Genomic DNA, 17,674 nt, shown 5'->3' on the forward strand with positions numbered 1-17,674 from the left:
GCGGGCGACGGTCTGAGGAAAAGGGGCGTCCACCTTGGCGGTGGGCGCCCCTTTTGCGTGACGGGGAACGGCGTCTTCCTTGTTCCGTTAAACGTGGCCAAAGGAGATGTCCGATGTCCGAGCAGGAAAAGCCCTTCGACCATGATCACGGGCATAGCGGTCAAGCCTATCACCGCGACGACGAGCGGGCGATGGGACGCGCCGAACCATCAGGCAGCGTGACGACCACGCCGCCCGCGCCGGGCGGGGGTAATGCCGATACCTCACTGCCCCAAGAGAATGGCAAGCGGGCCTCGGTCGACCCGAAGACCGGTGAAGTGCATGGCAGCGGAGCCGGGGCCGGTGGTGGCCATCGCGGCGACGAGATCGACGAAGTGGACCCCGCGACTCCGCCGGGCGTGGGGCCACGGCCGGTGAACTGACAATCCTCCCCGGCACGGGGAGGGGGACCGCTGCGAAGCGGTGGCGGAGGGGGGCGTGCGGCGAGGTGCGACCTTTGCGGAAGCCCCCCTCCGTCAGGCCTTCGGCCTGCCACCCCCCAGCACGGGGAGGATAAGGACGCGGCTTCGCTCACCGCAAAGGCGGCGCCACCAATCCAACGATGTCATGAAAGTGGCAGGAGTGCACGGACTCGAACCGTGGGCCCTCGGTTTTGGAGACCGATGCTCTACCAACTGAGCTACACTCCTGCGAGGCGGCCGCCATTAGCCCGGCTCGCGAGGCGGGACAAGACCCAAATGTGCGATTTTCGCAGATCGCTCGGAAAGCGCGCGCGGCGGCCTCTTGCGCCGACATTGACCATGGGGCGACTCCCGCGTATAGGCCGCCGCTGCACGAAGGGGATTTCTCGGGAATCGGGACATGTCCGTCGGGCAAGCTTGAACATTGCTGGATGCGAATATGGGCCGGGCGAAAGCTGCGATGGCCCCTTTTTGTATTCCTAAGTGCTGTGATGGCTCCAGCAAAGTAACCTCATGGAAAGGTGAAGGCTTCAATGCCGACGATCAACCAGCTGGTCCGCAAGGGCCGCGAACTGCAGAAGGCCAAGTCCAAGGTCCCTGCAATGGAGCAGAACCCGCAGAAGCGCGGCGTTTGCACCCGTGTCTACACGACGACCCCGAAGAAGCCGAACTCGGCGCTTCGCAAGGTGGCCAAGGTCCGTCTGACCAACAGCCGCGAAGTCATCTCGTACATTCCGGGCGAAGGCCACAACCTGCAGGAGCACTCGGTCGTGCTCATCCGCGGCGGCCGTGTGCGCGACCTTCCCGGCGTGCGCTACCATGTGCTGCGCGGCGTTCTCGACACGCAGGGCGTGAAGGATCGCAAGCAGTCCCGCTCGAAGTACGGCGCCAAGCGTCCGAAGTAAGCCGGTCGGGCCTTTCACTAGGCTCCTCGACCATCCAAGGCTGAAGTTTTGTAAGGAAATACGAGAATGGCTCGTCGTCGTCGTCCCGAAAAGCGGGAAATCCTGCCGGATCCCAAGTTCGGGGATGTGGTCCTGTCGAAGTTCATGAATTCGGTCATGCTGGACGGTAAGAAGTCCGTGGCCGAAGCCATCGTGTATGGTGCTCTGGAAACCGTCGAGACGCGCGCCAAGCGCGATCCGATCGGCGTGTTCCACGATGCGCTGAACAACATCAAGCCGGGCATCGAAGTCCGTTCGCGCCGCGTCGGCGGTGCGACCTACCAGGTCCCGGTCGAAGTCCGTCCGGAGCGTGCCCAGGCGCTGGCCATCCGTTGGCTGATCGGCGCGTCGCGCGCCCGTTCGGAGAACACCATGGCCGCGCGTCTGTCGGGCGAGCTGATGGACGCCGCGAACAACCGCGGCAACGCGGTCAAGAAGCGCGAAGATACGCACCGCATGGCGGAAGCGAATCGCGCCTTCTCGCACTACCGCTGGTAAAGGCCTGGCGGCGGGCGGAATTTATTTCCGTCCTGCCGCAACCTTTTGCACGCTCGGTGCCGGCGGTCTTCCGCTGGTCACGCAAACAGCCTATATGAGGGGGAGCCGGGCCAACCGGCTCCCCCCTACGCTTGAGGAAGATCGATCATGGCCCGCAGCCATCCGCTCGAGAAGTATCGCAACATCGGCATCATGGCGCACATCGATGCCGGCAAGACGACCACGACCGAGCGCATTCTTTATTATACCGGCAAGTCCTACAAGATCGGCGAAGTGCACGAAGGCACCGCCACCATGGACTGGATGGAGCAGGAGCAGGAGCGCGGCATCACCATCACGTCGGCCGCGACGACCTGTTTCTGGAACGACAACCGCATCAACATCATCGACACCCCCGGGCACGTCGACTTCACCATCGAAGTGGAGCGTTCGCTCCGCGTGCTCGACGGCGCGGTCGCCTGCTTCGACGGCGTGGCGGGTGTTGAGCCGCAGTCGGAAACCGTGTGGCGTCAGGCCGACAAGTACGGCGTGCCGCGCATGTGCTTCGTCAACAAGCTCGACCGCACCGGCGCCGACTTCTATTTCTGCGTGAACTCGATCATCGAGCGTCTGGGCGCGCGTCCGGCGGTCCTGTATCTGCCGATCGGCATCGAGGGCGGCTTCAAGGGTCTGGTCGACCTGGTCGAGAACCGCGCGATCATCTGGCTCGAAGAGTCGCTGGGCGCCAAGTTCGAATATCAAGACATCCCTGATGACCTGAAGGAAAAGGCCGCCAAGTATCGCAGCGACCTGATCGAAATGGCCGTCGAGCAGGACGACGCCGCGATGGAATCGTACCTGGAAGGCAACGAGCCGTCGGTCGAGGAGCTGAAGAAGCTGATCCGCAAGGGAACGCTCGACATGGCGTTCGTGCCGGTCGTCTGCGGCTCGGCGTTCAAGAACAAGGGCGTGCAGCCCCTGCTCGACGCGGTCATCGACTATCTGCCGTCGCCGCTCGATGTTCCGGCCATCAAGGGCGTGAAGCTCGACGGCGAGACGCCGGACGAGCGTCCTTCGTCGGACACCGAGCCTTTCTCGGCGCTGGCGTTCAAGATCATGAACGACCCGTTCGTCGGTTCGCTGACCTTCGCCCGCATCTATTCGGGCAAGCTCGAGACGTCGTCGCAGGTCCTGAACTCGGTCAAGGACAAGAAGGAAAAGATCGGCCGTATGCTGCTCATGCATGCGAACAGCCGTGAGGACATCCAGGAAGCCTATGCGGGCGACATCGTCGCTCTGGCGGGCCTCAAGGACACCACCACGGGTGACACGCTCTGCGCGCAGAACGCTCCGATCATCCTCGAGCGGATGGAATTCCCCGAGCCCGTGATCGAGCTGTCGGTGGAGCCGAAGACCAAGGCCGACCAGGAGAAGATGGGCGTCGCGCTCAATCGTCTCGCGCGCGAGGACCCCTCGTTCCGCGTGACCTCGGACGCCGAGTCGGGCCAGACCATCATCAAGGGTATGGGCGAGCTCCATCTCGAGATCCTGGTCGACCGCATGAAGCGCGAGTTCAAGGTCGAGGCGAATGTCGGTGCGCCGCAGGTGGCGTATCGCGAATACCTCAAGAAGCCGGTCGACATCGACTATACGCACAAGAAGCAGTCGGGCGGCACCGGCCAGTTCGGCCGCGTCAAGGTCAAGCTGACCCCGGGCGAGCGTGGTTCGGGCTTCGTCTTCAAGGACGAGATCAAGGGCGGTAACATTCCGAAGGAATATATCCCCGCGATCGAGAAGGGCTTCCGCGAGACCGCGGAAACCGGTTCGCTGGTCGGCTTCCCGATCATCGACTTCGAAGTCCTGCTGTATGACGGCGCGTACCACGACGTCGACTCGTCGGCGCTGGCGTTCGAAATCTGTGCCCGCGGCGCGATGCGCGAAGCGGCTCAGAAGTCGGGCATCACGCTGCTCGAGCCGGTCATGAAGGTCGAAGTCGTGACCCCGGAAGACTATCTGGGCGACGTCATCGGCGACATGAACAGCCGTCGCGGCCAGATCCAGGGCACCGACACGCGCGGCAACGCGCAGACGGTCGAGGCGATGGTCCCGCTGGCGAACATGTTCGGCTATGTGAACGCGCTCCGCTCGTTCACCCAGGGCCGTGCACAGTACTCGATGCAGTTCTCGCACTATGACGAAGTGCCGCAGAACGTTGCGGACGAGGTCAAGGCGAAGATGGCCTAAGGCGTCGATCGCGCCTCCGGCGACCGGGGGCGCGACAACGCTAGGGGCTGGCAATCGCTTCCAACACCCGCTATGGGGCCGCGTTCGCGTGGCCTCGGATGCGGCACCGAATTCGATTCAGAAGGTAGGAAAATGGCAAAGGCAAAATTCGAGCGGAACAAGCCGCACCTCAACATCGGCACCATCGGTCACGTCGACCATGGCAAGACCTCGCTGACCGCCGCAATCACCAAGGTTCTGGCCGAGACGACCGGCGGCACCGCCGTCGACTTCGCGAACATCGACAAGGCTCCGGAAGAGCGTGAGCGCGGCATCACCATCTCGACCGCGCACGTCGAGTATGAGACGACGAACCGCCACTATGCGCACGTCGACTGCCCCGGCCACGCCGACTATGTGAAGAACATGATCACCGGCGCGGCGCAGATGGACGGCGCGATCCTGGTCGTGTCGTCGACCGACGGCCCGATGCCGCAGACCCGCGAGCACATCCTGCTCGCCCGTCAGGTCGGCGTGCCCGCGATGGTCGTGTTCATGAACAAGGTCGATCTGGTCGACGACGAGGAAATCCTCGAGCTGGTCGAGCTGGAAATCCGCGAGCTGCTGAGCTCGTACGAATTCCCGGGCGACGACATCCCCGTCATCAAGGGTTCGGCGACCTGCGCCCTGTCGGGTTCGAACGACAAGTTCGGCAAGGAAGCCGTCCTCGAGCTGATGAAGGCCGTCGACGAGTACATCCCGCAGCCGGAGCGTCCGCTCGACAAGCCGTTCATGATGCCGATCGAAGACGTGTTCTCGATCTCGGGTCGCGGCACCGTCGTCACCGGCCGTGTCGAAACCGGCATCATCAAGGTTGGTGAAGAAGTCGAGATCGTCGGCATCAACGACACCCGCAAGACCACCGTCACCGGTGTCGAAATGTTCCGCAAGCTGCTCGACTCGGGCCAGGCCGGCGACAACATCGGCGCGCTGATCCGTGGCGTTGCCCGTGACGAAGTCGAGCGTGGTCAGGTTCTGGCCAAGCCGGGTTCGATCACCCCGCACACCGACTTCAAGTCGGAAGTGTACGTCCTGTCGAAGGAAGAAGGCGGCCGTCACACCCCGTTCTTCGCGAACTACCGTCCGCAGTTCTACTTCCGCACGACCGACGTCACCGGCACTGTCGAGCTGCCTGAGGGCACCGAGATGGTCATGCCGGGCGACAACGTCGCTCTGGGCGTGAAGCTGATCGCTCCGATCGCCATGGACATCGGTCAGCGCTTCACGATCCGTGAGGGCGGCCGCACCGTCGGCGCCGGCGTCGTCAGCGCGATCGACAAGTAAGTCTCGGGCGAGAGCCTGAAACTTCTTCGGAAAAGGGCCGGCCCCGGCGACGGGGTCGGCCTTTTTTCGTTGGTGGGGGTTAGATGGTCGTCCCCGCAAAACGGCGGGCGGAGCAAAGCCCAAGTGTGCGGGTAAGGGCTCGGCCAAAGCGTCGCCTTTGACGTCGCTCAGGCTGAACGCAGGTCGGGGAGTGGGCGGAATTACGCGGCGCCGTAAGGCGACCCACCACGGGTTCCGCCCCTTTCAACAAAAACCCGTCCCAGCCTCTTGCGGCCCCCGGCCCATCTGCGTATAGGCACACGCCTTGAGGGAATCGGCTGGCACCGGAAACACCGGAGTCGGCCGTTTGCTTTTAGTGAGGGCAGGGGTGGTTTTTCCGCCACTGTCGTAACCCAGAGTTTGTTTCGGCCCAAGGTCGCCTTCACGGCGGATGGTCGAGTGCCTGGTCGGATCGACCGATCGCACTTGCCATCCACCGCCAGGGAAACCGGAAAGCCCGCTCTTTCGCATCGGTAGGGATCATGGACAGCAATATCCGCATTCGTCTGAAGGCGTTCGACCATCGCGTGCTCGATCAGGCGACCGGCGACATCGCCGACACCGCGCGCCGCACCGGCGCTCTTATCCGCGGTCCGATCCCGCTTCCGACGCGCATCGAGAAGTTCACGGTCAACCGTGGTCCGCACATCGACAAGAAGTCGCGCGAGCAGTTCGAGGTCCGTACCTACAAGCGGATGCTGGACATCGTGCAGCCGACCCCGCAGACCGTCGATGCGCTGATGAAGCTCGACCTCGCCGCAGGTGTTGATGTCGAGATCAAGCTGGCGTAAGAGGGCCAGCGTTCCCGTGGTTGACGATTCCGTCCCACGGGATTTTGGCGTTTCCTGGTTGTAAAGCTGCCAGGCAACGCGTCGAGGTCGCTCCCGCGATCCGGCACTCTTTAGGGATACCGCCCGGTGGTCTCGCGCAAGCGAGATGGTGCCGGGGCAGCGTCCCCCGTCTGACCGGCTCGCCGGTCACCAGCCCGGGACGGGGGCTCGTTTCGCTTTAATCGGGCTGGATATGCCCCCCTTGAATGGTTCTTGGGGGCCTCTGTCGAGGAAGGAACAGGATCATGCGTACCGGCGTGATCGCGAAGAAGCTGGGGATGACCCGCCTGTTCCAGGACGATGGTCGGCACGTGCCGGTCACCGTTCTGGCGCTTGAAGGCGTACAGGTCGTCGCTCGCCGCGAGATGGATCGTGACGGTTACACTGCCGTCCAGCTTGGTGCAGGTGTCGCCAAGGCCAAGAATGTTGCCAAGCCGCAGCGTGGCCACTTCGGCAAGGCCGAAGTTGAGCCCAAGCAGGTGCTGGTCGAGTTCCGCGTGAACGAAGACGGCCTGCTGGACGTCGGCGCGGAAATCTCCGCCGACCATTTCGTCCCCGGTCAGTATGTCGATATCCAGGGTCGTACCCAGGGTAAGGGCTTTGCCGGTGCGATGAAGCGCTGGAACTTCGGTGGTCTGCGCGCGACCCACGGCGTCTCGGTCTCGCACCGTTCGCATGGTTCGACCGGTAACCGTCAGGATCCGGGCCGCGTCTTCAAGAACAAGAAGATGGCCGGTCACATGGGTGACAAGAACCGCACGCAGCAGAATCTGGAAATCGTGTCGACTGACGTCGAGCGCGGCCTGATCTTCGTCAAGGGCTCGGTGCCCGGCTCGAAGGGTGGCTGGCTGATCGTCAAGGACGCGGTCAAGGTTTCGCGCCACGCGGACGCCCCGTTCCCCGCCAGCATCAAGGCGGCCGCCAACAATAACGCTTCTGCCGAGCCTGCTCCGGAAGCCACCGAGAGCCAGGAGGGCTAAGTCGTGAAGGTCAAGGTTCAATCCTTCGCCGGCACCGACGCCGCGGACATCGAGCTCAACGACGAGGTCTTCGGCCTCGATCCGCGCGCCGACATCCTGCACCGCGTTGTGACCTGGCAGCTGGAAAAGCGTCGCGCCACCGCGCGCGGCACCCGTGAGCGCGCCGATGTCGCCCGCTCGGGCAAGAAGCTCGGTCGCCAGAAGGGCGGCGGTGTCGCCCGTCACGGCGATCGTCGTGCTCCCGTCTTCATCGGCGGTGGTAAGGCGCACGGCGCCCGCGTCCGCGACTTCAACCCGGGTCTGAACAAGAAGGTTCGCGCTCTGGGCCTGAAGATGGCGCTGTCGAGCCACGCCAAGGCGGGTTCGCTGATCGTGATGAACGATCTGGCCGTCGAGGGTAACAAGACGAAGACGCTGCAGGGCGATCTGGTGAAGCTCGGCTTCGGCAAGACCGCGCTGGTCATCGATGGCGACGCCGTCGAGACGTCGTTCGCACTGGCCGCAGGCAACCTGAAGGAAATCAACGTCCTTCCGGCCGCTGGCGCCAATGTCTACGACATTCTGAAGCATGACACCCTGGTGCTGACGCGCTCGGCTGTCGAAAAGCTGGAGGCCCGTTTCAATGGCTAAGCAGCAGAAGGCGGTCGATCCGCGTCATTACGACGTGATCGTTGCGCCGCACATCACCGAGAAGGCGACGCTCCTCAGCGAGCACAACGCCGTGGTGTTCAAGGTCGCTTCGGGCGCTACCAAGCCCGAGATCAAGGCGGCTGTCGAGGCTCTGTTCGACGTGACCGTCACCGGCGTGAACACGATCGTCCAGAAGGGCAAGACGAAGCGTTGGAAGGGTGCTCCCTATCAGCGTTCCGACATGAAGAAGGCGATCGTCACCCTCAAGGACGGTCAGTCCATTGACGTGACGACGGGGATCTGAGGCGATGGCACTCAAGCATTATAACCCGACGAGCCCGGCCCGCCGCGGCCTGATCCTCGTCGACCGCTCGGCGCTCTGGAAGGGCGCGCCTGTCAAGGCGCTCACCGAAGGCAAGCGCAAGACCGGCGGCCGCAACAACAAGGGCCATGTGACCAGCCGCGGCATCGCGGGCGGCCACAAGCAGCGCTATCGTTTCATCGACTTCAAGCGTCGCCAGTGGGACGTCGAGGGCACCGTGGAGCGGATCGAATATGATCCCAACCGCACCGCCTTCATCGCGCTCATCAACTATGGCACCGACGAAGCCGGCAAGGTCGACCAGTCCTACATCATCGCTCCGCAGCGTCTGGCTGTCGGCGACAAGGTGATCGCGGGCAAGAAGACCGACGTGAAGCCGGGCAATGCCATGGAACTGGGCCAGATGCCGGTCGGCACGATCGTCCACAACGTCGAGATGAAGCCCGGCAAGGGCGGTCAGATCGCACGTTCGGCCGGCACCTATGTGCAGGTCGTGGGCCGCGACAAGGGCATGGTCATCGTCCGTCTGAACTCGGGCGAGCAGCGCTACATCCATGCGAACTGCATGGCGACCGTCGGCGCGGTGTCGAACCCCGACAACGGCAACACCAACCTGGCGAAGGCTGGTCGCAACCGTTGGAAGGGCCATCGCCCGCTGACCCGCGGTGTTGCGAAGAACCCGGTCGACCACCCGCACGGCGGTGGTGAAGGCCGGACCTCGGGCGGCCGTCATCCGGTCACCCCGTGGGGCAAGCCGACCAAGGGTGCGCGCACTCGTCACAACAAGGCGACGGACAAGATGATCATCCGTAGCCGCCACGCCAAGAAGAAGGGCTAACACGCAATGGCTCGTTCCGTTTGGAAGGGTCCTTTCGTGGACCTCCATCTCCTGAAGAAGGCCGAAGTGGCTCAGGATGCTGGCAACCGCGCAGGTCCGATCAAGACCTGGTCGCGTCGCTCGACCATCCTGCCGTCGTTCGTCGGTCTGACCTTCAACGTCTACAACGGTCGCAAGTTCGTTCCCGTCTCGGTGAACGAGGACATGGTCGGCATGAAGCTCGGTGAATTCGCGCCCACGCGCTACTTCCCCGGCCACGCTGCCGACAAGAAGGGTAAGCGCTGATGTCGAAGCCAGCATCCCCCCGCAAGGTCGGTGACAAGGAAGCGCTGTCGGTCGGCACGCAGATCCGTGGTTCGGCGCAGAAGCTGAACCTGGTCGCGGGCCTGATCCGCGGCAAGAAGGCCGGCGACGCGATGAACATCCTCGCCTTCTCGACGAAGGCGATGGCTGTCGACGCGCGCAAGGTGCTCGCCTCCGCGATCGCCAATGCCGAGAACAACCACAACCTCGACGTCGACGCGCTCGTCGTCGCCGAGGCGTCGGTCGGCAAGTCGATCACCATGAAGCGTTTCGCGACGCGCGGTCGCGGCAAGTCGACGCGCATCCTGAAGCCGTTTTCGCGGCTCCGCATCGTCGTCCGCGAGCAGGAAGAAGCATAATGGGTCAGAAGAGCAATCCGATCGGCCTGCGTCTCCAGATCAACCGTACCTGGGACAGCCGCTGGTTCGCCGAAGGCCATGACTATGGCCGCCTGCTGCTGGAGGATCTGAAGATCCGCCAGTACATCATGAAGACGCTGCCCCAGGCTGCGATCTCGAAGGTCGTCATCGAGCGTCCGGCCAAGCTGTGCCGCATCTCGATCTTCGCGGCGCGTCCGGGCGTGATCATCGGCAAGAAGGGCGCCGACATCGAAAAGCTTCGCAAGAAGCTGGGTTCGATGACCTCGTCCGACGTGTCGCTGAACATCGTCGAGATCCGCAAGCCCGAAATCGACGCCAAGCTCGTCGCACAGGGCGTGGCCGACCAGCTGGAGCGCCGTATCGCGTTCCGCCGCGCCATGAAGCGTGCGGTGCAGTCGGCGCTCCGTCTGGGCGCCGAAGGCATCCGTATCACCTGCGGCGGCCGTCTGGGCGGCGCGGAAATCGCGCGTACCGAATGGTATCGTGAAGGCCGCGTTCCGCTGCACACGCTGCGTGCGAACGTCGACTATGCCGAAGCGCAGGCCCACACCGCTTATGGCGTGTGCGGCGTGAAGGTGTGGATCTTCAAGGGCGAGATCCTGGGCCATGACCCCATGGCGCAGGACCGGCTGATGATGGAGGCTCAGACCTCCGGCGTGCGCCCGGCGCGCGACGATCATCGCCGCTAAGGATCAAAGAACATGCTGCAACCAAAGCGCACCAAGTTCCGCAAGGCCTTCAAGGGCCGCATCCACGGCGATGCGAAGGGCGGCACCAGCCTGAACTTCGGTTCCTATGGCCTGAAGGCCATGGAGCCGGAGCGTATCACGGCTCGCCAGATCGAAGCGGCTCGCCGCGCGATCACGCGTCACATCAAGCGCCAGGGTCGTCTCTGGATCCGCATCTTCCCGGACGTGCCCGTCTCGTCGAAGCCTGCCGAAGTCCGCATGGGCTCGGGTAAGGGTTCGCCGGAATTCTGGGCCGCCCGCGTGAAGCCGGGTCGCATCCTGTTCGAACTCGACGGTGTCGACGGCCCGCTGGCCGCCGAAGCGTTCGAGCGCGCCGCGATGAAGCTCCCCATCAAGACCAAGGTCGTTGCCCGTCTGGGCGACACCTCGCACCTCGGAGGCGAGTAATGGCCAAGACTGAATATACCGGCCAGAGCGACGACCAGCTCGTCGAGGCGCTGGGCAACCTGAAGCGTGAGCAGTTCAATCTGCGCTTCCAGGCGGCCACGAGCCAGCTCGAAAAGCCCAGCCGGGTCAAGGAAGTCCGTCGCGATATCGCGCGGATCAAGACCATCCAGGCGCAGCGCACCGCTGCGGCTGCCAAGTAAGGACCGAGACACATGCCGAAGCGCGTGCTGACCGGGGTGATTGTCTCGGACAAGACCGACAAGACGGTCGTCGTCAATGTAGAGCGGAAGGTTAAGCACCCCCTCTACGGCAAGATCATCCGTCGGTCGAAGAAGTACCACGCCCATGACGAGGCGAACGAGTACAAGGCCGGTGAGACGGTGCGGATCGAAGAGACCGCCCCGATCTCGAAGCTGAAGACCTGGAAGGTCGTCGAGCGGGTCGATACCCACATGACGCCGGAACGGGCCTCGGCCGAAGGCTGAACCCTTTGACGTCCAGCCCCGCTCCTCCGGTTCGGAGGGGCGGGGTTCGGATCAAAGGGTGCCCTTCGGGGCGACGAGCGGATTGGTCAAAGGGCGGCAGGCGACTCGCTTGCCATTCGGACCAGGAGTGGCTATGGGGCCTCTCCCCCTGGCGCGGTAGCCCGCGCCGGGGGTCGTTTTTTAAAGGCGGGGTTGGGTCGGAATCCACCCCAGAAGAGAGAAGGAAGCGGATCCATGATCCAGATGCAGTCCAATCTCGACGTCGCTGACAACAGCGGCGCGAAGCGGGTGCAGTGCATCAAGGTGCTGGGCGGCTCGAAGCGCCGTACCGCATCGGTCGGCGATATCATCGTCGTCAGCGTCAAGGAAGCGCAGCCGCGTGGCCGCGTGAAGAAGGGCGACGTTCACCGCGCGGTGATCGTGCGTACCGCCAAGGACATCCGTCGCGCCGACGGTTCGGTGATCCGTTTCGACGGTAACGCCGCCGTTCTGGTCAACAAGAACGAGGAGCCGATCGGCACCCGTATCTTTGGCCCGGTCGTGCGTGAGCTTCGCGGTAAGAAGCACATGAAGATCATCTCGCTGGCGCCGGAGGTTCTGTAATGGCCGCTGCACGCATCAAGAAGGGCGACAAGGTCATCGTCCTGTCCGGCAAGGACAAGGGCAAGACCGGCACCGTGTCGCTGGCGATGCCGAAGGACGGCAAGGTCGTCGTGGACGGCGTCAACATCGCCACCCGTCACCGCAAGCCGACCCAGGCGAACCCGCAGGGTGGCCTGGAGCGCACATCCGCTCCGCTGCACATCTCGAAGGTTGCGCACGTGACCGCCGATGGCAAGCCGACCCGCGTCCGTTTCGAGACGCAGGATGGCAAGAAGGTCCGCGTGGCCGTCAAGACCGGGGAGAAGATCGATGGCTGATTACAAGCCCCGCATGAAGGCTATCTATGACGATAGCATCATCAAGGCGATGACCGACAAGTTCGGTTACAAGAACGTCAACGAGATCCCCCGGATCGAGAAGATCGTGCTCAACATGGGCGTGGGCGAAGCGACGCAGGACAAGAAGCGCGTCGACCAGGCCGCCTCCGAGATGGAGCTGATCGCGGGTCAGAAGCCCGTCATCACCAAGGCGAAGAAGTCGATCGCGCAGTTCAAGCTGCGTGAAGGCATGCCGATCGGTGTGAAGGTCACGCTGCGTCGCGAGCGCATGTACGAGTTTTTGGACCGCTTCATCACGATCGCGCTGCCGCGCGTTCGCGACTTCCGTGGCCTGAACCCGAAGTCCTTCGATGGTCGCGGCAACTATGCCTGCGGCATCAAGGAACAGATCATCTTCCCCGAAATCAACTATGACCGCATCGACAAGGTGCGCGGCATGGATGTGATCGTGACCACCTCGGCGAAGACCGACGACGAAGCGCGCGAGCTGCTGCGTCTGTTCGGCTTCCCGTTCCCCAAGGAAGACGCTGCCGACGAGAAGAAGGCCGCGTAACCGGACTGCCCCCTCTCCACGCCGGGGAGGGGGTCCTTACAGAAAGAGCTTAAGTCCATGGCGAAACTGAGTTCAATCAACAAGAACGAGAAGCGTCGTGCTCTCGTCAAGAAGTATGCGGGCAAGTACGCGAAGCTGAAGGCGATCGCGAACGACCAGAGCCTCGATGAGACCGAGCGTCTGATCGCGCGCCTGAAGATGGCCGAGATCCCCCGCAACGGCAATCCGACCCGTATCCGCAACCGTTGCGAGATCACCGGTCGCCCGCGTGCGTATTACCGCAAGTTCCGTCTCGCTCGCGTCATGCTGCGTGAATTGGCCAACAAGGGCCAGATCCCCGGCGTCACCAAGTCGAGCTGGTAAGGACCATTTGAGATGGCAGTGACCGATCCCCTGGGTGACTTGCTCACCCGCATCCGCAACGGCCAGCGCGCGCGCAAGGACTCCGTCCTGACGCCTGCGTCGAAGCTGCGCGTCCGCGTGCTCGACGTGCTTCAGCGCGAGGGCTATATCCGTGGCTACAGCGAAGAGCAGATGGGCCCCGCGGCCGGCATCCGCATCGAGCTGAAGTATTTCGAAGGCCAGCCCGCGATCAAGCATGTCGCGCGCGTGTCGAAGCCCGGCCGCCGTATCTATTCGGGCGCGCAGGATCTTCCCCGCGTTCGCAACGGCCTGGGCATCACCATCGTGTCGACGCCGCGTGGCGTTCTGTCGGACGCCGAAGCGCGTGAGCAGAATGTCGGTGGCGAAGTCCTGGCGGAGGTGTTCTGATGAGCCGCATCGGTAAGAAGGCGGTCCCGGTTCCGGCCGGCGTCACCGCGACCATCGCCGACAAGGTGCTGAGCGTGAAGGGTCCCAAGGGCACCCTCTCCATGCCGCTCGCCGACGAGATCACCTATGACGTCCAGGCGGACGCCATTGCGGTGCAGCCTGCCAACGCCACGAAGCGCGCCCGCGCGTTCTGGGGTATGCAGCGTACCATGGTGCAGAACCTCGTCACCGGCGTGACCGCAGGCTTCTCGAAGAAGCTGGTCATCACCGGCGTCGGCTACCGCGCCGCCGCGCAGGGCAAGACCCTGAAGCTGCAGCTCGGCTACAGCCATGACGTCAACATCGACGTGCCGGAAGGCCTCGAAGTGAAGACGCCGGACGCCACCACCGTCGAAATCAGCGGCGCGGACAAGCAGAAGGTCGGCCAGCTGGCCGCCGAGATCCGCCGCTGGCGCAAGCCCGAGCCGTATAAGGGCAAGGGCATCAAGTACGACGGCGAGTTCATCTTCCGCAAGGAAGGGAAGAAGAAGTAATGACCAAGGGTCTCTCTCTTTTCGAGAAGCGCCGTCGGCGCAACCGTACCGCGCTGCGTGCGCGTGCGGGCACCCGTCCGCGCCTGTCGGTGCATCGCTCGGGCAAGCACATCTATGCCCAAGTGATCGACGACGAGGCAGGTCGTACCGTGGCTTCGGCCTCGACGCTGGAAAAGGATGCACGCGGCCAGTCGGGCGCGAACATCGCAGCGGCGAGCGAAGTCGGCAAGCGCGTGGCCGAGAAGGCCAAGGCCGCCGGCGTCACGCAGGTCGTTTTCGACCGTGGCGGCTTCCTGTTCCACGGTCGCGTCAAGGCGCTGGCCGAGGCGGCACGCGAAGCGGGATTGGAGTTCTAATATGGCTGACGAGAACAACGTGGCCGTTGCCGGTGCCGAAGGCGCCGTGCAGGACGCGACCCAGGGTCGCGGTCCCCGGGGCGGCCGTGGCCGTGGTCCGGGCGGTGGTGATCGCGGCCGCGGTGGCCGTGACGGCAACCGTGGTCGTCGCGACGACCGTCGCGGTGGCACCGAGGAGCAGGGCGAAGAGCTGATCGAAAAGCTCGTCCACATCAACCGCGTCTCGAAGACCGTGAAGGGCGGTAAGCGCTTCGGCTTCGCCGCGCTCGTCGTGGTCGGCGACGGCAAGGGACGTGCGGGCTTCGGTCATGGCAAGGCGCGCGAAGTGCCGGAAGCCATTTCGAAGGCGACGGCTGCCGCCAAGAAGGCGATGGTCCGCGTTCCGCTGAAGGACGGTCGCACGCTGCATCATGATGGCAACGGCCATTTCGGTGCGGGCCGCGTGACGGTTCGTTCGGCGCCGCAGGGTACCGGCATCATCGCCGGCGGCCCGATGCGCGCGATCTTCGAATCGCTCGGCGTCGCCGACGTGGTGACGAAGTCGATCGGTACGTCGAACCCGTACAACATGATCCGTGCCACCTTCGAAGCGCTGGGCGACCAGACTTCGCCGAAGGCGGTGGCGCAGCGTCGTGGCAAGAAGATCGCCGACCTGCTGGGTCGCGGTCACGGTGCCACCCAGCAGACTGCCGAGGCGGAAGCCGCGGCCGTCGTGGAGTAAGCGACCATGGCTACCATCAAAGTCAAGCAGACCGGTTCGCCGATCCGCCGCACCAAGGACCAGCGCGCGACTCTCGTCGGCCTAGGCCTCAACAAGATGCACAAGGTCGCCGAGCTTCAGGATACCCCTGAAGTCCGTGGCATGATCCGCAAGGTGCAGCACATGGTTCAGGTGGTGGACTGAGCCCTGTCGTCACGACAGACTCACATCCGTCACATTGAACAGTGACAAATACGGGGAAGGGGGCTATGCGGCCCCCTTCCTTTTATCTAACGGCCGTGATTCTTCCCGAGTCACGGTCATGCGCGAAACAAGCGAAAGCGAGTGCAAATCATGAAGCTGAACGAACTTTTCGACAACCAGGGTGCCCGCAAGTCCAAGATCCGCGTCGGTCGCGGTATCGGTTCGGGCAAGGGCAAGACCGGTGGTCGCGGCGTCAAGGGCCAGAAGAGCCGTGAGGGTGTGTCCATCGCGGGCTTCGAGGGCGGTCAGATGCCGCTTCACATGCGTCTGCCGAAGCGTGGCTTCAACAACATCTTCGCCAAGGACTATGCCGAGGTGAACCTGGGCGCGATCCAAAAGGCGGTCGACTCGGGCAAGCTGAAGACCGACGGCACGATCGACCACGCCGCGCTGAAGGCCGCTGGCTTGGCGCGTGGCGGCAAGGACGGCGTGCGTCTGCTCGGCAAGGGCGAGCTGACCACGAAGCTGTCGTTCGTCGTGCAGGGCGTTTCGGCGTCGGCGCGTGAAGCCGTCGAGAAGGCCGGTGGTTCGGTCGACGTGCCGCACGTCGTGCCTGCCGCTGAAAAGGCCGCCGCGAAGAAGGGCCAGACCCGCGCCGCGAAGCTCGCCGCCAAGGCCTGAATCGGATAAGATCCGCCGCTGTCGGATGGCTCCGCGCCACCATGACAGCGGCGGATTTTGCATCCGGGTTAGACAAGCGCGTCTTCGCGCCTATATGAGCGGCGGGGCGGTTAAAAACGCATCCCGCCGTTTTTCGTTTCCAGGATAACGCAACAGCTATGGCATCCGCAGCCGACCAGATGGCGCAAAGCATCAGCCTGGCGAAATTCGCCAAGGCCACCGACCTCAAGAAGCGGCTGTGGTTCACCATCGGCGCGCTGATCGTCTTCCGCCTGCTCAGCTATGTCCCGCTGCCGGGCGTCGACCCGACCGCGCTGGGCCTGCTGAGCCAGAAGACCACGGGCGGCGTGCTCGACTTCTTCAACACCTTCTCGGGCGGTTCGCTCAGCCGCATGTCGCTGATCGCGCTCGGCGTGATGCCGTACATCACGGCCTCGATCGTCGTGCAGCTCGCGACCTCGCTCAGCCCGCAGCTCGCCGCCATCAAGAAGGAAGGCGAGAGCGGCCGCAAGAAGCTGAACCAATATACCCGCTACGGCACGGTGCTGCTGACCGCGATCCAGGGCTATTTCATTGCCGTGGGGCTCGAGACGCTGGGCGCCAGCCAGGGCATCCAGGCGGTGATCGAGCCGGGCATGACCTTCCGCATCGCGGCGGTCATCTCGCTCATTGGCGGCACCATGTTCCTGATGTGGCTGGGTGAGCAGATCACCAGCCGCGGCATCGGCAATGGCGTGTCGCTCATCATCATGGCGGGCATCGTCGCGCATCTGCCGACCACTTTGGTCAACCTGCTCGAAGGCGGCCGCACCGGCAGCATCGATCCGGTCCGCCTGATCGGCATCGTCGTGGCGGTCGTCGTCCTCGTCCTGTTCATCTGCTTCATGGAGCGCGCGCAGCGCCGCATCCTGATCCAGTATCCCAAGCGCGCGACGCAGCGCGGGATGCAGGCCGACCGCAGCCACCTGCCGCTCAAGATCAACACCGCGGGCGTGATCCCTCCGATCTTCGCCTCGTCGCTGCTGCTGATGCCGCTGACCATCTCACAGTTCGCGGGCCAGCGCGTCGCGGGTGAAAGCCGCTGGGGCGATTTCATCATCAGCCTGAACCAGTATCTGCAGCACGGCTCGCCGGTCTATATGCTGCTCTATGGTGCGGGTATCGTCTTCTTCTCGTTCTTCTACACCGCGGTCGTCTTCAACCCCGAGGAAACGGCGGACAATCTGAAGCGCTATGGCGGCTTCATTCCGGGCATTCGGCCGGGCAAGAACACCGAGAACTATCTCGATTACGTGTTGACCCGCATCACCGTGATCGGCGCTGCCTATCTGACGATCATCTGTCTGCTGCCGGAATATCTGGTCTCGGCGCTGCAGATTCCCTTCTATCTGGGCGGCACGAGCCTGCTCATCGTCGTCAACGTGACCATGGATACGGTGACTCAGATCCAAAGCCACTTGCTCGCGCATCAATATGGCGATCTGATCAAGAAGGCGAAGCTGAAGGGCGGTCGCCTGCGCTGAGCGCAGGCTGACAGGCAAAA

Annotated in this window: 27 protein-coding genes and 1 tRNA gene; 27 read left to right on the forward strand and 1 reads right to left on the reverse strand. The window is 63.7% G+C overall.

All coding sequences use genetic code 11. The features are described from left to right. The first annotated feature begins 113 nt into the window (after nt 1-113). Nucleotides 114-422 carry a hypothetical protein gene (locus GGR45_RS01770; protein WP_175313813.1) on the forward strand — a complete coding sequence of 103 codons (309 nt, stop codon included), beginning with the start codon at nt 114-116 and terminating at the stop codon, nt 420-422. A gap of 191 nt (nt 423-613) precedes the next feature. On the opposite strand, the gene GGR45_RS01775 is transcribed toward GGR45_RS01770, so the two are convergent. Then, nucleotides 614-689: transfer RNA gene (locus GGR45_RS01775), tRNA-Trp, on the reverse strand. 305 nt (nt 690-994) lie between these two features. On the opposite strand from GGR45_RS01775, the gene rpsL reads away from it, so the two are divergent. The 26 genes from rpsL to secY all read left to right on the forward strand — a co-directional run bounded on the left by rpsL (nt 995) and on the right by secY (nt 17,654). Further along, nucleotides 995-1,366, forward strand: a complete 372-nt coding sequence (gene rpsL / locus GGR45_RS01780; RefSeq protein WP_007406072.1) for a 30S ribosomal protein S12 — start codon at nt 995-997, stop codon at nt 1,364-1,366. Between the two features lie 66 nt (nt 1,367-1,432). After that, complete coding sequence (rpsG, locus tag GGR45_RS01785) at nt 1,433-1,903, forward strand: 30S ribosomal protein S7 (protein WP_007406077.1); 471 nt, start codon at nt 1,433-1,435, stop codon at nt 1,901-1,903. Nucleotides 1,904-2,050: 147 nt separating this feature from the next. Next, on the forward strand, nt 2,051-4,126 hold the full coding sequence (gene fusA / locus GGR45_RS01790; protein WP_175313814.1) for an elongation factor G: 2,076 nt from the start codon (nt 2,051-2,053) through the stop codon (nt 4,124-4,126). A gap of 132 nt (nt 4,127-4,258) precedes the next feature. Continuing rightward, nucleotides 4,259-5,449 (forward strand): elongation factor Tu, encoded by a 1,191-nt coding sequence (gene tuf / locus GGR45_RS01795; RefSeq protein WP_175313816.1) that lies wholly within the window; start codon nt 4,259-4,261, stop codon nt 5,447-5,449. 521 nt (nt 5,450-5,970) lie between these two features. Then, on the forward strand, nt 5,971-6,279 hold the full coding sequence (gene rpsJ / locus GGR45_RS01800; RefSeq protein WP_007406109.1) for a 30S ribosomal protein S10: 309 nt from the start codon (nt 5,971-5,973) through the stop codon (nt 6,277-6,279). Nucleotides 6,280-6,563: 284 nt separating this feature from the next. After that, complete coding sequence (gene rplC, locus GGR45_RS01805; RefSeq protein WP_175313818.1) at nt 6,564-7,298, forward strand: 50S ribosomal protein L3; 735 nt, start codon at nt 6,564-6,566, stop codon at nt 7,296-7,298. Between the two features lie 3 nt (nt 7,299-7,301). Next, the gene (rplD, locus tag GGR45_RS01810; protein ID WP_175313821.1) at nt 7,302-7,928 is read left to right on the forward strand and encodes a 50S ribosomal protein L4; all 627 of its coding nucleotides are present in this window, start codon (nt 7,302-7,304) and stop codon (nt 7,926-7,928) included. Further along, nucleotides 7,921-8,232 carry a 50S ribosomal protein L23 gene (locus tag GGR45_RS01815; protein WP_058716510.1) on the forward strand — a complete coding sequence of 104 codons (312 nt, stop codon included), beginning with the start codon at nt 7,921-7,923 and terminating at the stop codon, nt 8,230-8,232. Before rplD ends, GGR45_RS01815 begins: the two co-directional genes overlap by 8 nt. 4 nt (nt 8,233-8,236) lie before the next feature. Beyond that, nucleotides 8,237-9,088 (forward strand): 50S ribosomal protein L2, encoded by an 852-nt coding sequence (gene rplB, locus GGR45_RS01820; protein WP_042491179.1) that lies wholly within the window; start codon nt 8,237-8,239, stop codon nt 9,086-9,088. Nucleotides 9,089-9,094: 6 nt separating this feature from the next. Beyond that, nucleotides 9,095-9,373, forward strand: a complete 279-nt coding sequence (rpsS, locus tag GGR45_RS01825) for a 30S ribosomal protein S19 (protein WP_037569384.1) — start codon at nt 9,095-9,097, stop codon at nt 9,371-9,373. Next, nucleotides 9,373-9,750, forward strand: a complete 378-nt coding sequence (gene rplV / locus GGR45_RS01830) for a 50S ribosomal protein L22 (RefSeq protein ID WP_175313828.1) — start codon at nt 9,373-9,375, stop codon at nt 9,748-9,750. Before rpsS ends, rplV begins: the two co-directional genes overlap by 1 nt. Beyond that, entirely contained in the window at nt 9,750-10,460 is a 711-nt protein-coding gene (gene rpsC / locus GGR45_RS01835) for a 30S ribosomal protein S3 (RefSeq protein WP_007406047.1), read from the forward strand. The genes rplV and rpsC overlap by 1 nt, the downstream gene beginning before the upstream one ends. A gap of 12 nt (nt 10,461-10,472) precedes the next feature. Beyond that, the gene (gene rplP, locus GGR45_RS01840) at nt 10,473-10,907 is read left to right on the forward strand and encodes a 50S ribosomal protein L16 (protein WP_007406071.1); all 435 of its coding nucleotides are present in this window, start codon (nt 10,473-10,475) and stop codon (nt 10,905-10,907) included. Continuing rightward, on the forward strand, nt 10,907-11,107 hold the full coding sequence (rpmC, locus tag GGR45_RS01845; protein WP_007406063.1) for a 50S ribosomal protein L29: 201 nt from the start codon (nt 10,907-10,909) through the stop codon (nt 11,105-11,107). The genes rplP and rpmC overlap by 1 nt, the downstream gene beginning before the upstream one ends. A gap of 12 nt (nt 11,108-11,119) precedes the next feature. Beyond that, nucleotides 11,120-11,392 carry a 30S ribosomal protein S17 gene (rpsQ, locus tag GGR45_RS01850; protein WP_056430742.1) on the forward strand — a complete coding sequence of 91 codons (273 nt, stop codon included), beginning with the start codon at nt 11,120-11,122 and terminating at the stop codon, nt 11,390-11,392. A gap of 234 nt (nt 11,393-11,626) precedes the next feature. Then, on the forward strand, nt 11,627-11,995 hold the full coding sequence (rplN, locus tag GGR45_RS01855) for a 50S ribosomal protein L14 (RefSeq protein WP_007406105.1): 369 nt from the start codon (nt 11,627-11,629) through the stop codon (nt 11,993-11,995). Then, nucleotides 11,995-12,312 carry a 50S ribosomal protein L24 gene (gene rplX, locus GGR45_RS01860; protein WP_175313834.1) on the forward strand — a complete coding sequence of 106 codons (318 nt, stop codon included), beginning with the start codon at nt 11,995-11,997 and terminating at the stop codon, nt 12,310-12,312. The genes rplN and rplX overlap by 1 nt, the downstream gene beginning before the upstream one ends. Next, nucleotides 12,305-12,886, forward strand: coding sequence for a 50S ribosomal protein L5 (rplE, locus tag GGR45_RS01865; protein ID WP_037569379.1), 582 nt, complete (start codon nt 12,305-12,307; stop codon nt 12,884-12,886). Before rplX ends, rplE begins: the two co-directional genes overlap by 8 nt. A 57-nt stretch (nt 12,887-12,943) precedes the next feature. Next, nucleotides 12,944-13,249: a 30S ribosomal protein S14 gene (gene rpsN / locus GGR45_RS01870; RefSeq protein WP_042491166.1), complete on the forward strand. Its 306-nt coding sequence runs from the start codon at nt 12,944-12,946 to the stop codon at nt 13,247-13,249. 12 nt (nt 13,250-13,261) lie between these two features. Next, nucleotides 13,262-13,657, forward strand: a complete 396-nt coding sequence (gene rpsH / locus GGR45_RS01875; protein ID WP_042491163.1) for a 30S ribosomal protein S8 — start codon at nt 13,262-13,264, stop codon at nt 13,655-13,657. After that, nucleotides 13,657-14,190, forward strand: a complete 534-nt coding sequence (rplF, locus tag GGR45_RS01880) for a 50S ribosomal protein L6 (RefSeq protein WP_042491159.1) — start codon at nt 13,657-13,659, stop codon at nt 14,188-14,190. Before rpsH ends, rplF begins: the two co-directional genes overlap by 1 nt. Continuing rightward, nucleotides 14,190-14,546 carry a 50S ribosomal protein L18 gene (rplR, locus tag GGR45_RS01885; RefSeq protein ID WP_058746470.1) on the forward strand — a complete coding sequence of 119 codons (357 nt, stop codon included), beginning with the start codon at nt 14,190-14,192 and terminating at the stop codon, nt 14,544-14,546. Before rplF ends, rplR begins: the two co-directional genes overlap by 1 nt. 1 nt (nt 14,547) lies before the next feature. Further along, nucleotides 14,548-15,267, forward strand: a complete 720-nt coding sequence (rpsE, locus tag GGR45_RS01890; RefSeq protein WP_175313836.1) for a 30S ribosomal protein S5 — start codon at nt 14,548-14,550, stop codon at nt 15,265-15,267. A 6-nt stretch (nt 15,268-15,273) separates the two neighbouring features. Continuing rightward, nucleotides 15,274-15,450, forward strand: coding sequence for a 50S ribosomal protein L30 (gene rpmD, locus GGR45_RS01895; RefSeq protein ID WP_175313838.1), 177 nt, complete (start codon nt 15,274-15,276; stop codon nt 15,448-15,450). A 150-nt stretch (nt 15,451-15,600) separates the two neighbouring features. Then, complete coding sequence (gene rplO, locus GGR45_RS01900) at nt 15,601-16,131, forward strand: 50S ribosomal protein L15 (RefSeq protein WP_042491202.1); 531 nt, start codon at nt 15,601-15,603, stop codon at nt 16,129-16,131. Nucleotides 16,132-16,289: 158 nt separating this feature from the next. Next, the gene (gene secY, locus GGR45_RS01905) at nt 16,290-17,654 is read left to right on the forward strand and encodes a preprotein translocase subunit SecY (protein WP_175313840.1); all 1,365 of its coding nucleotides are present in this window, start codon (nt 16,290-16,292) and stop codon (nt 17,652-17,654) included. The last annotated feature ends 20 nt before the right edge of the window (nt 17,655-17,674 follow it).

This window comes from Sphingomonas zeae, from assembly GCF_014197135.1.
GTDB classification, from domain to species: Bacteria; Pseudomonadota; Alphaproteobacteria; order Sphingomonadales; family Sphingomonadaceae; genus Sphingomonas; species Sphingomonas zeae.